Genomic DNA, 16530 nt, shown 5'->3' on the forward strand with positions numbered 1-16530 from the left:
CAGGCAAACATCCCTTTATCTATCTTCTTTCTGAATACTCACAAAGCAAATAGGTAGAATAAGACAAGGACGTTTTCTGCTGAAGATGGCACTATTATATCATAAGCGCCTGTGGAAACCAGTTTTTAACCCCTCGAACAGCAATCCCGATAAATCCCCCATGGTTCAGCCGCCAGAGAGTTCAAACCTTAGCTTGTTGTCTAGCACTTTTTCCCAAGAAGTTTTTACACTGGATCAAAGGCTCCCTGTCTTAATGGCTAGGGTATGGGTCAAGCCCGCGAATTTTTCAGCTACCCAACCAGACTTGAGACTCGACAGCAACAATTGCTTGTCCCTCAAGACAACTTAACTAGGCTTACGCACCAGCAAGCCAGTTTTTTACCTACAATGTACACTCCTAGAGGATAAACAGTGTTATGGGATTATTTGATCGCCTGAGCAGAGTGGTCAGAGCTAATCTGAACGATATGGTCAGCAAGGCTGAGGATCCAGAAAAGATTCTTGATCAAGCTATTGTTGATATGCAAGAGGATCTGGTTCAATTGCGTCAAGCAGTTGCCAGGTCAATTGCTGAACAAAAACGCACAGAGCAGCAATACAACAAAAACCAAACAGAAGCTAACAACTGGCAGAAGAGAGCTCAGCTGGCTCTGACCAAAGGGGATGAAAACCTAGCTCGTGAGGCTCTGGTGCGTAAGAAGAGCAATGCTGATACTGCTGCTACCCTGAAAACTCAGTTGGATCAGCAAACTGAGCAGGTCAATACTCTTAAGCGTAATCTGGTTGCTCTCGAAGGCAAAATTTCCGAAGCCAAGACCAAAAAGAATATGCTCAAAGCACGAGCTCAGGCGGCTAAGGCTAATGAAAAGTTACAACAAACCATGGGGTCTCTCAATACTAGTGGCTCCTTAGCAGCGTTTGAGCGTATGGAACAGAAAGTCTTGGAGATGGAGGCTCGTTCTCAAGCTGCCCATGAGCTGGGTGGTGCTGACTTGGAAAGTCAATTTAGACTCTTGGAAGGCAATGATGTTGATGATGAGTTGGCCTCAATGAAAGCTCAGTTGGCTGGTGGTTCTGTATCTCAAGAAGCTTTACCAGCTTCAGAGGAGAAAAAATCTACTTCCTCAGATTCACCCGTTGACAAAGAGTTGGAAGACCTTCGTAAACAAATTGATAATCTGTAGTCAGATCAAATCCGGTTAATCACTTTGGCTTCAGGGAAATTGTTAATTTTTAATGTTTAAGGGTTAATTGGTAATTGTTAATTGGTTATTAGCTAATTGGTTACTAGCTAATTGGTTACTAGCCAATTTACAATTTTTAAGTTTTAGTTGACTAATTAATCACTTTGTGTTAAAGAAAATGGTTAATGGTCAATAGGCAATTTCCGACCAATGACCAATGATTTAAGTTAGTTGCCCCATTAAACCGGCAACTTGTGGTATAATGAGGGTTCGCCGCCTAGAGTCTTTCTAAGTAACAGTAACTTCCAAGCAATGGGTGAGAAAGCAATCGGTGAAAAACACTCAGGAAACAATAACTTAGCGGCACTGAGGAACTTACCTCGTTTAAGAGCTACTAAGCCCCAATGTAATCTCAGATAAGCTCCCAGCTCCCACAGTAATGGCACTTTACCTTGGTATTTATTACTGATTTGTGCATAGATTTTTTCCTTAATGGAAATATGGGTCTTCAGACGTTTCCCGAACGAAAACTTTTGATTATAAGCACCAGACCAAACCGTCCGGTAAGCTAAACACTTATTGATAAATATAGCATCCCCAAACTGAGCAATTTTAATCCAGGAATCAATATCATCAAAGTTGGTATCTAAGCTAGAATCCCAACCACCGGAACTGAGAAACCCATCACGGGAGAAAGCGACTTGTACTGGGGTCCCAAACGGTACCATTTCCAGAAGCATTCCATAATGAATGTCTTCTTGGGCAATATATAACCTTTGCAGTGAACCCACTCGCCGTGTTATACTTAGTTCGGCTCCTAAGGTATCTACTTGAGCCGATTGGCAAGAGCAAATCACTGCTTTCGGATGTAATGCGATCGCATCAGCCATTTCTTCAATACAGTTCCTGGCTAAGTAGTCATCATCATCCAACAGCTTGATCCAATCACCAGTTGCCAACTCTACCCCTTGATTTACCGCTTCCGCGTGACCTTTATTGTAAGCATTTCGGTGATAAACTAAGCTTTGCTCACCACCACGTGCTAAGGCTTCGCTGCGCTCTTTGACATAACCTTCGGTCCCATCAGACGAACCGTTGTCAACGATAACAATTTCACAGGCAAATGTCTGAGCAAGTGCGCTTTCTATCGCACGCTTGAGTAAATCTAGGCGATTATAAGTCGTGATGACAACGCTGAATTTCATCTGGCACCCCTGAGGAAAATTCTGCTATTAGCTTAGCTTTAACTATCAAAGCTCCAACCCTATAATTCCCCTGCAAGCTTAATAACTAATAAGTTTAGCTCAATTATCTCCTCATGTTGGTTAAAACTTTAAAAAACCTGATTCAACCTTGGCCTATTGGCCACGCAATCGCGTTCAACCAACTAACCTTCAACCTTCAACCAACTAACCTTCAACCTTCAACCAACTAACCTTCAACCTTCAACCCAACTCCCAACAACTCACAACTCCAGCTACCATGTAAGCCGTAAGGAATATGATGCTTCAAGTGGAGTGTTGCTACCGGTCCACTAGTTAAATCACGACCATCTAATATTACTAGATCCGATCGGTGATGACTAGCATCATATACTAAGGTCAATACCCAACCATCATCTTCTCGTTCAGCATTGGGTCGTGGCACAAACATTGGTTCATTTACAAAACCCTTAGGCGCAGCACTCCAGAATTGTTGTGTCTTTGTTGCCGTATCTATTTTGAGAATTCCTTGTAATGGAGCATTACCGGTGGGATGATCAGTAGCTCCGATAAATAAGTAGCGATAGGGATGTCCTACATAATTAGGGTTAATGCTGGGAAACTCGCAACAGCGCTCTTCTAACAACTTACTCGCTACGGTTTTCTCCGTTAAGTTTAAACTAAAGCGCCAGAGTTGCCCTGGTGCGATCGCATTAAAATCAACCTCCCGAAAATCACTACCTACGTCTAGTGCTGATAATGACTCGTAGCAAATGGAATCCACATAAATCTTGCCATCTTCCTCAAAAGCATTAGCGTGATGGAAGATAAAGCCCGATTGGGTTTCTAGGATTTTGACTCCCTCTGTATTCTGTTTACGAGGAATCACTATAATCCGGGTCGGTTGCTCAGGCTGATATGCCACACACTCACCAGCTCCTCGGTATCCCAACAGGAACGGAATAGGATTATAGCTAACAGGATTTTGGAAGAAAATACAGTAGTTTGGGGTAATCGCAAAATCGTGGATAAAGGCAAAACCAGGAACAATATAAGCTTGGCGTCGTAATAGTTTACCGGTTGGGTCGAATTCGTAAATAGTAATTTTGGTAGACAGACCTGGCTGAATCCCGAAATTCACCAGACAGGGTTGACCACCATCAAGCTTACTACTAGGGTCAATCCAAGGATGAGCAGCAAAGAATTCACCCCCTGCTAATACTCCATCCAAGTTATCTTCACCCAAGGTTTCAAGGGTATGGGGGTCCAAACCGTAAGGTTTAGCTGCTTCCCATAAGGCTAAGAGCTTGCCACCCCAGTAGATTACATTGGTATTAGCAATATTTTTGAGTTGGACATCAAATAGATTCGCTAACCAACCCCCAGGCTTCTGAGTGCCAAACACTCCTCGATAAAGGGGTTTCCCCGCTTTCTGTTCCGCTAAGAAGCCCTCTGTGCGTACAAACCGATTGCGAAAATGGGCTCGACCGTGATCAAATGCGAACGCACAAATCATCCCATCCCCATCAAACGGATGATGCACCGGGTAACCATTAATATCCAGCAAACCAGGACCATTCCTTAACCAAGTCCCCTGCAACTCCCCAGGAATTTCCCCTTCTACCTGATCAATCCAATAATCGTATTCGCCCGGTTGGGACTCATAACCCCTTGCCCAATATTCCTGGCTATAGGACATCCCAGGATTAGAATCCCCATTGGCTTCTTTGTATAACACATTTTTCATTGCTTGTCAAGTCTTTATCCAGATTATTTTATAAATAGTTTTTAACTTTATTTACATTTTATTACTTTATCAGACTGTCTATAGCAAAGGGAATAGGGAGTAGGGAATAGGGAATAGGGAATAGGGAATAGGGAGTAGGGAACAGCAAACAAAAATTCTCATAATTCATTTGGGAGCCCTATATCCATTACCCATCTCTGTAGCCCTGGCTAACGTTATTTAACAAAACTTTACATCCATGGCTAGCAAGTATAGGAATAATAATATATATTATTATTCCCAGCAGTAATAATTAGTATTTATAGTAAAAATAACGGCATCAAGCCACTATTAATCAAGCATCAGTTGTCAGCAATCAGCCGTGAGCTTTTAGCTCACGCTACTTACTTGTTCACTTAATTTTCAACACTTTAGCCATTGGGAAATATCCCGACCAATTAAATCTTGAAGCTGGAGGATATCCTCGCGATAGAATTCAATCAATTGCTTCCGCACTGCTGGTGATAACTTAGGTTTCCCACGATTTAAATATCTAATCTTGTTAACTAGTTTATCCCTGAGGCTAGTAGGAAGCAATGGACTCAGAATTGATTTAACTGGGTGCGGTTGGCTCAAAAATGATTCCAACGCTTTGTTCTTGGGAAGGCGAGGAGCTTGCCTAACTTTTTCAGATATATCTGGGGTAAAGGTATCGTCTATCTCCAAAAAACCAAACATATCTTTCAGCATACCTAGAGGATTATTATTCAAATCTTCGTATAGATAAACCTTAATCTGGCTTTTTTCAAACACATCATAATAACGCTTCATTTGGACATAGTAAAGTCCCTGGTGTTTATAGTGCCAGAAAGACCACCAGTTATTTTGAATGCGCTCCTCTTCTTGGGCAAGAGCCTCAGCAAAATCCAATGGTTCGCGCTCTTGCTTGAGTAAATGTAAATAGTTGGAATAGGCTCTTTCTGCTGGATCTCGAAGAATGGCGATCAGTTTGGCTTTAGGAATGTAGTACTTTATGCGTTCAACAGATTTCGCAATGTAGAGATAACTTGTAGATGCTTCACCAATAGCTACTTGATTAGTTACCTTTTTAAAGAGGGCACGATAGGCGTCAATATCAGTGACCATGAAATCAGCTTCTTTTTCATCTCCTAACCCACGAAAATCTAAATTTTCCCCTTCAAAAGCAAAAAACCTAGGTTCCTTGGCAGGACTCATGTAGATTTGCGGATGCTGCTTTAGATATCGATAAATTGAAGTAGTTCCAGCCTTAGCTGCACCTAGGATTAAAAAGTTGGGCATTTTCATGAGTCTATCTATTTATAGCAAGTCTTATACCCATGAGGTACAAATCTCTGGGTTTGAGGGAACAGGGAGCAGGGAGCAGGGAGCAGGGAGCACAGAGCAGGGAGCACAGAGCAGGGAGCAGGGAGCAGGGAAGAGGGAGCAGGGAGTAGAGAAGAGGGAAGAAGGATAAAATCCAGTGTACTTGATAGTGATGCAAACTGCCGTAGCAGACTGTCTATAGCAAAGGGAATCGGGAATCGGGAATCGGGAACAAAAATTATTACTATTGATTTCGGCTCCCTATATCCCTTGGTTATCTCTATTATCTAGTAGAACCCTTACCCATCTCTGTAACCCTAGCTAACATTATTTCACAAAACTTTACATCAATGGCGAGAAAGTATAGGTATAATAAATTCTGTTATTATTATTCCGTGCAGTAATAATTAGTATTGCTACTAGCAATAGCAGCTTCAAGCGACTATTAATCAAAAGTCAGTTGTCAGCAATCAGCAGTCAGCTGTTAGCTTAAAATAAACCCCACGTAGCGTACGCCAATGGGCAAGCTGATAACTGATAACTGATAGCTGAAGCTAACTAACCCTCCCCAAGATCAAGAGAACAAATCCCATGGCATTAGATGTCTTAAAACGCAATAACACTCAGTTAGGTTTAGCCCTATGCTTAGCCATTAGTGGAGCGTACGCATTTTCAGTAAACCAAGCTAATGCTCAGATTACTCCTGATACTACCTTGCCCCAGGGGGAAAGGTCTTTGCTAGACCTGGGCTCGGGTCAGGTAAATGGGGAAATTGTTGATCTCATTAAGGGAGGAGCAATCCGAGATATCAATTTGTTCCACAGTTTCCTAGAATTTAATGTGGGAAACGGACAAAGCGTTTATTTTGCTAATCCAGCTGGGATTGAAAATATTATTTCTCGGGTAACTGGTGGGAAGGCCTCTAATATTTTTGGCACCTTGGGTGTCAATGGTGGCGCGAATTTGTTCTTGATTAATCCCAAGGGGATTTTGTTTGGGCAGAATGCCAAGCTGGATGTATCGGGTTCCTTTGTGGGCACCACTGCTGATGGGATTGGGTTTGGAAATCAAGGAGTGTTTAGTGCGTCTAATCCAGAGCCTCCCTCACCATTATTGACGGTTAATCCTAATGTGTTCTTCTTTAATCAAATTCCCGGTAATATGAATCGTGGTAGTATTACCAGTCAAGCTAAGTTAGAGAAGCTAGCCGTTGATAACCTGTTGTTGCTTGGTGGTGATGTTGAGGTTATCGAAGATAGTAAGATATCCACCAATCAAGGTGGGAATATTCTATTAGCGGGATTGAGCGCAGCAGAAGGACAAGTAGCATTAACTAGAGACGGTAACAAGCTGGGTTTAGATTTTCCCGATGGCGTCAAGAAAGGGAATGTTGTAGTTAAGGATAGCGCTATAGAAACCTTGGTGCCAGAAGATAGCAATGTTGATGGTGGTGAGATTAGGATTATTGCTGATTCTGTGGAAGTAGAAACTTCCAACAATGATCAGGGGATTGTTACGATAACTGATAAGAATGGCAATAAAAGTGGTGATATAATAATAACAGCTGATAACTCAGTATCGATTAATTCTACTCCTGAGCAAGACCGTCAGGGAATCTTTACGATCACAAAGGAAGAAGGTGGAGAAGCAGGTCAAATCACTATCGATGCTGGCTCGTTGACACTAAACAATTCTCAAATAGCTCAGGGAATCTCCACTATCAATGATGTAAATGATCAGAATGCAGGTGGGATTTCTATAACAACTGATTCACTTGTGATTATTGATCCTATTCAGGGAAGTCAGGATGGAGGCTTGACCTTAACTGATGACGGAACAGGTGAACCAGGAGGAAGTATAATAACAAGCGTAGATGCTGTTGGCGGAAACATTACCATCACTACGACTAACATTGTAGTATCGGAAAACGAACCTACCATTCAAACAGACCAAGCTAATCAGGGACAAGATAGCAGTGCTGGGGATGTATCATTAGAGGTTAATGGTAATGTTACTCTCGCTGATAATACCAGACTTGATATCGAAGCTGAAAAGGATCAGGATATCCCCTCGGACGATGAAAAGATTAATGATATCTTTGCCAATACTGAAACAGCCAAAGATGGAAACATCGCTATCACCCTGCAAGGCTTATTGATAAATTTCAGGTTACAGGAAGGTCGGACTCCATTTAATGATATTTCTGCTATTAGTTTTACGGGGGATTTGTCTTTATCTGGGTTGTTGGAGATCAATGGTAAGCTTAATTCTACTCAGGATCCTGGCAACTTACCAATATCACTAGTTAACCCCTCGTAATTAATTGTTGCTAACTGTCCCAGGAGTGGAAAAGTAGCGCTAACTGAACCAAACAGGATCGACAAAGTTACTTCTACTCCTACCTCTGAAGTCAGTTACTTGCCCATGAGAGGAAAACGCCCCACTGCCAATACTCCTACTGCTTCTCGTCCCAAGAAAATAGTGGAAGCTCAAGGTTGGACTGTTGATGAAGATGGTACAATTATCCTGACGGTTGAACCGAATACTGTTATTCCTAACTATTGTATTGATAAGGATTGAGGCATCCGATAGTTTAGCTTGATGTTGAAAATTGCAGCAATTGTCAGCAATTAGATTACTGTTGGATAAGTATAGCGCGCTAGTTTAAATAGCTTCGGTGGAATCCTGTCACTATCGAAAATTACAGCAATTTCGGAAATAAAGCGATTCGTGCAAAGCCCGACGCTACGCTCCGGAAGCTGAGGCCTTTGGCCACGCTACGGGAACGCTTCCGCGCTTATGCGATCGCTTCCGCGCTTATGCGATCGCTTCCGCGCTTATGCGATCGCTTTCCACAAAAGAGCCTTGCTAAATCAATAGTTCAGCTCTTAAACACCCTGATCATACTTGACTAGGTACCTTCACCTTGCCGTTACTCTGTTGTGTCTGACTCTCTTCTTTTTGTTATATAGGGTTATTCTCGATGAACTCTTCAATTGCCTCTATAGGATTATGGGATTCGTCTTTTCCTACCCTAGCTTTACCCTTTTTAAGGTAGTTGTCCGCAGCGTCAACAAAATCACTATATAGATCAGGATTATCAATAGCTCCCAATTTAGAATCTTTTTCCGAATCTTTTATATCAAAATCAAGGCGTAACACACGCTTGGCATTATCCTCATTTCCTTGTCTAATTATTTGCCAGCAAACGTCCGCATTAACTTGATTGGGGGCAGGCATAAATAGATTACCTAGCTGTTGTGCCCAACCTACCATTCCCCAACTGTTAACTTCCTTGTAGCTGTATGGCTTTTTTACGTTACCTGTGCCAATAGAAACAATGGCTATATCATCGAGTTTAAGTTGCTTTTTATGCTTTGGATTAGAGGGATGATATGGAAGAAGTAGGGCATGAGCTATGGCAATCAGAGCCGGATTATTAACTGCAATACCCCCATCGATAAACGTTTTTTCTGGCACTTTTTCATTATCTAAATTATAAGGTTGAAAAAAAGTTGGAGCCGAGGCGGAGCAAACACATAGTTTCCAAATTTCAATATTGTCATACCATTGACGTTCTGATTTAGGGTTATTACTACAAAACCACATGGTTCTCCGTTTTTGAGTCCAATAAGCAGGAATTAATAAAACCGGTTTATTCTCAGAGATGTCACTGATTTTAGTAGAGCCAAATTGACCTTTTAATACAGCCTCTAGTCCCTGATGAGGGTATCGACCAACATTAAAAAAATTCCTAAGTATAGAAATATCACGCCAAACTTTCGTGTTATTTGGGAATATTTTTTCACCATTTTATTCATAAAGGTTTAGTAACTCATCAGCAGTTTTTCCTAGACAAATCCCAGCAGCTAGAAGAGAACCTGTAGACGTTCCAGCTACTAAATCAAAGTATTCATGCAATGGCTTGTCAAGTTTTTCTTCAAATTTTTGGATAATTCGAGCAGATATTACTCCCCGAAAACCACCACCATCTAAGCTTAAAATCTTGTAAGTCATAACTAATCTATCCCAATGATAAGATATCCCTGAGCAATTTAACGTAAGTACTCAGCACTTATATAGCATAGCGCTACGCGCAAGGCAAGAGGCAAGAGGCAAAAGGCAAAAGACAAAAGTTTACTACAACTGCTTTTTAGCTTTTATCAACGTCAAACACCTTAATGCTTAGTGCTATACCAACTTGCAACGATAAGCGTAATATTAAAAACTGACTACTTACGAAAAAAACTAAAATTTGGCGTGACTCAAACTTATGGATACGGATTGGTACGCAAGTTGGTATTACGAACAAATACCTGATATGGAGGGAGTAGACTTCAATTCTTTGTTATTGAAGTCTCCCTTTTTCAGTATACACCGAATTTAGCGACGTTTTTATTGAATGACTTCAGTAAATTTACTAGATTGAACTATTTATATACTCCTTTAGAGGAAAAACAAGGCTGTGAAAAAAACTCCCAACTCCATAATCCCCCTAAGTTTCTTCATCCATAGACTCGGGCAAATCAAAAATAATCACAAATTCCCCATCAGGCATCAGGCGTTTAAGCACCTGCAAATGCCCCTCGGCATCAGACCGGTTCCGGTACCGACCAACAACGACTCGTTGCATTTGTGGCAATAGGCGGATGATTGCCCAGGGGTATAGGCGTTCAGAGTAAGTCATACTTTAGGTATCTCCTTAACTGGGGGTCTAGAGCCAGCCTTCGGCCTTGGGAAAACTTCAGGCTGGCTCTTAACGCTTTCACGTCGATGTTTATATTATAACATAAAAAACTTTAATTATAACATATTTTGCAAATTTTTGTAACAAAGTCTTGAGGGAGTCGGGAGTCGGGAGTCGGGAGTCGGGAGTCGGGAATCGGGAATCGGGAATCGGGAGTCGGGAATCGGGAATCGGGAATCGGGAATCGGGAGTCGGGAGTCGGGAATCGGGAATCGGGAGTCGGGAGTCGGGAATCGGGTAAAAAAATTAGCGCTAGATAAATTTGGCTAAAGTATAGCGCTATTTTAAGCTCATCACTTAATTAACCCAAACAACCCTTAGCATGCATAAAGACTAGCGCTAAATAAAATGTAAAGTTTTGCAAAAAACCTAACACAACCTGAAATTCATGTGTTATATTAGATATAAGGTTAGCGCGATAGTAAAGGATCACAAAAAATGAACCAACAAACCAAGATAGTCGGAACTACCCAAGCAGCTTTTCTTCTAGGGATTTGCGTCCAACGAGTTCGCCAACTTCTCAAAAATGGCAGAATTAAGGGCGCTCAAAAAGTAGGCAGATTTTGGCAAATTCCCCTATTTAACGGCTTGCCTAGGGTCAGTCCTGGTCGCCGTGGACCCAAGGGAACCTGGAGAAGAGGTTTCCAGAAGGTGGCGACTTACATCCACGTCAACCAGAACGTGATTAAGCAAAATAAAAAGTACGACACCTATAAGCCTGTGCTCACTGTCAAACAAGGCAATCGCAACACCTACGGTCATTATGTAGAAATCAAGGGTCCATCTCGGTTAGTCTATCAACCCAATTGTCCCAAGGATTGTGGGGCTACGGTGTGGCTGGAAGTTGACCCTTGTGTAGAAATTCTCACTAAAGTCTTTAGTTAATTGCAAGATCAGTATTAGCTTGGGGTCATCCCAGCTGGAAGCTACTTGTTTGCGTAGCTTAAGAATCAAAAAAACAAGGTGTTAACTTGAAGGTTAAAACCTTAATGTTATTGGTCAAGGGTTCAAATCAAACAGCAGAAATGCTTCACTCGGAGTAGCGGACGCAAAAGTTATCCCTAGATGATTAGTAGATATACTTACTAGTCACATTCAGCGGACGCAAAAGTTATCCCTAAATACACTGATATATCTACAGATATATTACATTAGTTCTCAATTTATTCCCTTACCCTTGACTACTGTTCGTGTTATTTGTCACTCTAGCACCAGGAAAACTAATTAATAGTTCTTACCTACTAAAAACAATTGCGATCTGGTAAGTAATGTTTAGATTTGTTGCGGTAGTCAGGAGTTCATCTCTGTTAACCTTGGGTGCATTAGCAGTCGTTAGTAGCCTAATCTTGAAACCTTTAGAAGCTGGAGCTGCTGTTAATGATCAGAGTCTAATCTTCGTAAAGGATTCATGGCCACAGGAGCCAGTGCCAATTCCAGAGAACTTGAACAAAAGGGATAATCAAGTTTTAGGGAGCGACACTGTAACAAATCTCAACGCCATCGATATTAACCAACTACCGAGTCCTCCAGCCTCGGCAAAAATTAGTCAAGCCTTACCTCCAAACCTACCTCCGGGTATAGAGCTACCCGAGGATCGGCGGCGAATCCCTTTCCCCGAGCCTAGACGACCTCCCTCTCTGGAACCAGCACCAGAACCTCAACCTCCCCAGAAACTTCCTCCTGTGGACGAACTTCTTGACCCATCTGCTCCTAGCCCTGATCTACCGGACGAAATTCTGGAGGACATTCCAAAACGAATTGTCATTAAACGCTTTAATATTATTGGCTCAACGGTATTCAGCCAGGAAAAATTAGCGGAAATTACCGATCCTTTCCTCAATCAACCCATATCTTTCCCAGCATTATTTAAAATCCGGTCTGAGATCACGGAGTTATATGATAAAGAAGGATACGTTAACTCTGGAGCCTATATCCCACCTCAGCAACTTGAAGATGGGGTAGTTAGAATTGACATTATCGAAGGGGAATTAGAAGATATTATTGTCAAGGGTCTGAGTCGGCTTAATCCTAATTACATCAAAAGCCGTCTTGCGATCGCTACCAAGAAGCCTCTGAATGTAAGGCGCTTACTGAACGGCTTACAAATGCTGCGACTCGACCCTCTAATTGCCAACATCTCAGCTGAATTGTCGGCGGGTATTGAGCCTGGGGAGAGTTTGCTAGAAGTAAAAGTAACTGAAGCCGATACCTTCAGCACCCAAATAACATTAGATAATGGGCGCTCTCCCAGTGTCGGAAGCTTTCGGCGTCGTCCCCAAATTCGAGAAGGCAATTTACTGGGATTGGGAGATGCCTTAGAATTAAACTATACTAACACTGATGGTAGTGATACCTTTGATGTTAGCTATACCTTACCGATTAATCCTCGTAATGGTACTCTGCGCTTGGCTTATGGGACAACAGCTAGTGAAGTAATTGAGCCTCCTTTTGATAGGATAGATATTGACTCAGAATCACGGTTTTATGAAATAACCCTGCGCCAGCCTGTATTCCAAACTCCTACGGAAGAAGTAGCTATTGGTATCACCGGCTCACGCCAGGAAAGTGAAACATCTATATTAGATACGCCCTTTCCTTTATCAGCAGGAGCTGATGATGAAGGGCGTACGCGGATTAATGCCATCCGGTTATTCCAAGAGTGGACGAAGCGCAGTGAGCAACAAGTGTTAGCAGCTCGTTCCCAGTTAAGTATCGGGATTAGTTCAGGAGATACTACCATTAACAGGGATGAACCAGATAGCAATTTCTTCGCGTGGCGTGGTCAAGGGCAATGGGTAAGGCTACTGGCACCAAACACTATCTTATTAATCCGAGGGGATGTGCAACTAGCAGACCGAGGCTTGGTACCATTAGAACAGATAGGGATTGGGGGTTTACAGAGTGTACGGGGCTATCGCCAGGATCTAATTTTATCAGACAATGGTGCCTTTATTTCTGCGGAGCTGCGTCTGCCAATTATTCAGAATCATGATAGCGGAACTCTAGTGCAGTTAACTCCTTTTCTTGATTTTGGTACTGGCTGGAATAAAGACGATGAAAATGATATTGATGATAACACGATCGCATCCCTTGGTCTAGGTTTGCGATGGCAGCAAGGAGATTTACTAGAGGCTAATATCGGCTGGGGCTTGCAGTTGGTGGATGTTGAAACTAGAGATAGAACCTTACAGGAAGATGGATTCTACTTTTCGGTGATTTTTAGACCATTTTGAACAGAAAAAAAAATTCTAGATTCTAATGAATATAGCGTTTTTGATAGCGATGAGGTGCAGTAAGGGAGAAAATCAGCCATGGTAAAAAAAAAGATATATTGTGGTAGTATAGGTAGAGTAAATCGTAAATCCTTAGGGTTGAGGATAAAGAGGTGGATAAGGTTGCCTCTGATTGCTCTGCTAACAGCATTACTGTGCAATTTAGTACCTCCGGTTTTAGCAAAAATCCCACAAACCTTTAAGGTTGAAGGGTTGGAGGTTGAAGGGGTTGAAGGGTTGAAGGTTGAAAGGTTGAATGTTGAAGGGGATATTGCTCTTAAAGGGACAAACCTGAAACCGGCTAACCTACCCTACTCGAACGCCAAAGGCGAACAAGCTGTTAACTTTAAACCTGATAACTTTAAACCGGCTAACTTTAAACCTGATAACTTTAAACCTGCTAACCTTCAACCTGCTAACTTTAAAATTTCCACGTTACTTAAACAGGGCAAAGGTCTCTACGATTCAGGTAGATTCGCCGAAGCAGTAGATGTTTTAGAACAAGCTCTTGAGAGTAATCAAACTCAGGGAGATCAACTCTCAGAAGCGATGGTGTTAAGTAATCTCTCGTTGGCTTATCAGCAACTGGGGTTATGGACTCAAGCCAAGAATGCGATCGCTAATAGTGAAAAAATATTGCGCTCTCTAAAAGCCACCGATAAGTCTACAGGATACTTACAAGTGCTGGCTCAATCCCTAATGATAAAAGGAAGTATTGAGCTTGGTTCATCAGAAGCAAAAGCAGCAATGGAAAGTTGGGAGCAAGCTGCGGTAACTTATGGTGAATTAGGGGATGAAGCCGGTCAGATTCGGAGTCGGATTAATATAGCGCAAGCCCTACAAGAATTAGGAATGTATAAGCGGGCGTTGAATCTACTCAATCAGGTCGAGGAATCGTTAACTGCTCAACCTGACTCTTTGAACAAAGCGATAGGATTGCGATCGCTTGGAAATATGCGTCAATTAGTAGGAGAGCTGAGTCAATCCCGGGAAACCTTAGAAAAAAGCTTAGAGATTGCCCGAAACTTACCATCGTCTGAAGAGATTAGCGCTACATTATTTAGCTTAGGGAATACAGCACGGGCTCAGCAAGAATTAGACGAAGCTATTGATTACTATCAACAAGCATTCGATGAGTCATTAGATCCAATCACTAAGCTTGAAGCCCAATTAAATCAACTTAGCTTATTGATTGACAATAAAAGGATTGCGCAAGCACAAGCATTAATTCCTCAAATCTGGCCTCAACTGGAATCCTTACCTCTGAGCCGCCGCAGTATCTATCTGAGGATTAATTTTGCTCAAAGCCTAATGAAGGATGAAGTCAGAAGTATCAAGGATGAAAGAAATGTTCAGACTTCAGCCAAGAGACTTCAGCTTTCGGCTAAGACTGGGGTTGAGCCTTCTTATGAAATTGCGAAAATCCTAGCTACTGCAGTACAACAGGCTAAAGCATTGGGAGATAAGCGAGCGGAAGCTTATGCTCTTGGTAGTCTAGGTCAACTCTATCAGAAGAATCAGCAGTTACCAGAGTCTCAAGACCTGACTCAACAAGCCTTAAAGTTAGCTCAAGAAATCAATGCTCCAGATATTAGCTATCGCTGGCAATGGCAACTAGGACGTATTTTGAAACAGCAGGGGGAAGAGCAAAATGCGATCGCAGCTTACACCGAAGCAGTTAACACTCTCAAGTCTCTACGGAGTGACCTAGTAGCTGTTAACCAAGAGGTCAGGTTTACATTTCGAGAGAGTGTAGAGCCAGTCTATCGAGAATTCGTGCAATTACTGCTGCAATCAGACAGCAGGAATTCCAATCCCGACAACTTGGAAAAAGCCCGTGAGATCATTGAGTCACTGCAGCTAGCCGAACTAGATAACTATTTTCGCTCAGCCTGTTTAAACGCTACTCCTGTAGTGATTGATCAAGTCATCGACCAAGTTGATACTAAAGCAGCATTAATTTATCCTATCATATTACCAGAAAGCGTGGATATCATTATCCGCTTACCCCAACAACAACTGCGCCACTATAGAACAGAGCTTGCCCAAGACCAAACTGAATCTACTCTGGAAGAACTGCGTAAGTTTTTACAGCAGGTTCATCGACGGGCATTTTTACCAATGTCGCAGCAGGTATACAATTGGGTAATCCGACCGATTGAAGAGGATTTAGCTAACTCTCAAGTAGACACCCTAGTATTTGTTCTTGATGGAGCCTTGCGCAATATTCCCATGGCAGCACTTCACGACGGTAAGCAGTATTTAGTCGAGAAGTATAGTATAGCGCTAACCCCTGGACTAGATTTAATGAATCCCGAGCGCTTAGTCAGGGAAGATATCAAAGTCCTAACGGCTGGGTTGTCTGAATCCCGTCGGGGATCTGTACCTTTGCCGTTTGTAGAAGTAGAGCTAGAGAAAATTAAGGCTCAAGTTCCTAGTGAAATCCTCCTCAATCAGGACTTTACTGAAACCAGGTTGGAAAATTCTTTGGAAGCAGCTACTTTCCCAGTAGTACACATTGCTTCCCATGGTCAATTTAGCTCTGAAGCCCAGAAGACTTTCATTATGACCTGGGATAGTAATATCAATGTTACTGAATTGAAGGAATTACTGCAAACTACAGACCTACGGCAACCCACTCCGATCGAATTACTGGTGCTGAGTGCATGCCAAACAGCAACTGGGGACAAGAGAGCGGCTCTGGGTATAGCTGGTGTAGCGATAGAAGCAGGAGCACGTAGTACCCTTGCTACTATTTGGTTAGTAGATGATGAAGTCACAGCTGTGTTAATGAATCGGTTTTACCAGGAACTTACTGACAAATCAATCTCAAAAGCTGAAGCCCTCAATCGCGCCCAAAAATCAATTTTACAAGACCCAAGCTATGAACACCCTTATTTCTGGGCTCCTTATATCATGGTAGGGAATTGGTTGTAATAACGTAAGCTATCAGCAGTCAGCGGTCAGTGGTCAGCTGATGGCTGATGGCTGATAGCTGATAGCTGATAGCTGATAGCTGATAGCTGATAGCTGATAGCTGATAGCTGATGGCTGA

13 protein-coding genes and 1 pseudogene are annotated in these 16530 nt (G+C 42.3%); 8 read left to right on the plus strand and 6 right to left on the minus strand.

Annotation, left to right across the window (positions count from 1 at the left end):
* Positions 1–416: 416 nt before the first annotated feature.
* Positions 417–1184 carry a PspA/IM30 family protein gene (locus F6K49_RS07355; protein WP_293027643.1) on the plus strand — a complete coding sequence of 256 codons (768 nt, stop codon included), beginning with the start codon at positions 417–419 and terminating at the stop codon, positions 1182–1184.
* Positions 1185–1423: 239 nt separating this feature from the next.
* On the opposite strand, the gene F6K49_RS07360 is transcribed toward F6K49_RS07355, so the two are convergent.
* The 4 genes from F6K49_RS07360 to F6K49_RS07375 all read right to left on the minus strand — a co-directional run bounded on the left by F6K49_RS07360 (position 1424) and on the right by F6K49_RS07375 (position 5634).
* Positions 1424–2389 (minus strand): glycosyltransferase family 2 protein, encoded by a 966-nt coding sequence (locus F6K49_RS07360; protein ID WP_293027646.1) that lies wholly within the window; start codon positions 2387–2389, stop codon positions 1424–1426.
* Between the two features lie 226 nt (positions 2390–2615).
* Positions 2616–4133, minus strand: a complete 1518-nt coding sequence (locus F6K49_RS07365; protein WP_293095481.1) for a carotenoid oxygenase family protein — start codon at positions 4131–4133, stop codon at positions 2616–2618.
* Positions 4134–4535: 402 nt separating this feature from the next.
* Positions 4536–5438 (minus strand): sulfotransferase, encoded by a 903-nt coding sequence (locus tag F6K49_RS07370; protein ID WP_293095484.1) that lies wholly within the window; start codon positions 5436–5438, stop codon positions 4536–4538.
* Between the two features lie 4 nt (positions 5439–5442).
* On the minus strand, positions 5443–5634 hold the full coding sequence (locus F6K49_RS07375) for a hypothetical protein (RefSeq protein ID WP_293045128.1): 192 nt from the start codon (positions 5632–5634) through the stop codon (positions 5443–5445).
* Positions 5635–6047: 413 nt separating this feature from the next.
* Between F6K49_RS07375 and F6K49_RS07380 the strand changes: the two genes are divergently transcribed.
* The 3 genes from F6K49_RS07380 to F6K49_RS07390 all read left to right on the plus strand — a co-directional run bounded on the left by F6K49_RS07380 (position 6048) and on the right by F6K49_RS07390 (position 8371).
* A complete protein-coding gene (locus F6K49_RS07380) occupies positions 6048–7775 on the plus strand; it encodes a filamentous hemagglutinin N-terminal domain-containing protein (protein ID WP_293095487.1) in 1728 nt (575 codons plus the stop codon).
* Between the two features lie 105 nt (positions 7776–7880).
* Complete coding sequence (locus F6K49_RS07385) at positions 7881–8036, plus strand: hypothetical protein (RefSeq protein ID WP_293029854.1); 156 nt, start codon at positions 7881–7883, stop codon at positions 8034–8036.
* A gap of 188 nt (positions 8037–8224) precedes the next feature.
* Entirely contained in the window at positions 8225–8371 is a 147-nt protein-coding gene (locus tag F6K49_RS07390; protein ID WP_293095490.1) for a hypothetical protein, read from the plus strand.
* A gap of 49 nt (positions 8372–8420) precedes the next feature.
* Here the strand turns inward: F6K49_RS07390 and F6K49_RS07395 are convergent.
* Together F6K49_RS07395 and F6K49_RS07400 are read right to left on the minus strand one after the other, a co-directional pair.
* Positions 8421–9473: pseudogene (locus F6K49_RS07395) on the minus strand (patatin-like phospholipase family protein).
* A 478-nt stretch (positions 9474–9951) separates the two neighbouring features.
* A complete protein-coding gene (locus F6K49_RS07400) occupies positions 9952–10143 on the minus strand; it encodes a hypothetical protein (protein ID WP_293030337.1) in 192 nt (63 codons plus the stop codon).
* A 151-nt stretch (positions 10144–10294) separates the two neighbouring features.
* Between F6K49_RS07400 and F6K49_RS07405 the strand changes: the two genes are divergently transcribed.
* The 4 genes from F6K49_RS07405 (at position 10295) to F6K49_RS07420 (ending at position 16412) form a co-directional block, all read left to right on the plus strand.
* Complete coding sequence (locus F6K49_RS07405) at positions 10295–10444, plus strand: hypothetical protein (RefSeq protein WP_293030340.1); 150 nt, start codon at positions 10295–10297, stop codon at positions 10442–10444.
* Between the two features lie 197 nt (positions 10445–10641).
* Positions 10642–11088, plus strand: coding sequence for a helix-turn-helix domain-containing protein (locus F6K49_RS07410; protein ID WP_293030343.1), 447 nt, complete (start codon positions 10642–10644; stop codon positions 11086–11088).
* Between the two features lie 383 nt (positions 11089–11471).
* Positions 11472–13436, plus strand: coding sequence for a ShlB/FhaC/HecB family hemolysin secretion/activation protein (locus F6K49_RS07415; RefSeq protein ID WP_293095495.1), 1965 nt, complete (start codon positions 11472–11474; stop codon positions 13434–13436).
* 162 nt (positions 13437–13598) lie between these two features.
* The gene (locus F6K49_RS07420; RefSeq protein ID WP_293095499.1) at positions 13599–16412 is read left to right on the plus strand and encodes a CHAT domain-containing protein; all 2814 of its coding nucleotides are present in this window, start codon (positions 13599–13601) and stop codon (positions 16410–16412) included.
* The last annotated feature ends 118 nt before the right edge of the window (positions 16413–16530 follow it).

Source organism: Moorena sp. SIO3I6 (assembly GCF_010672095.1).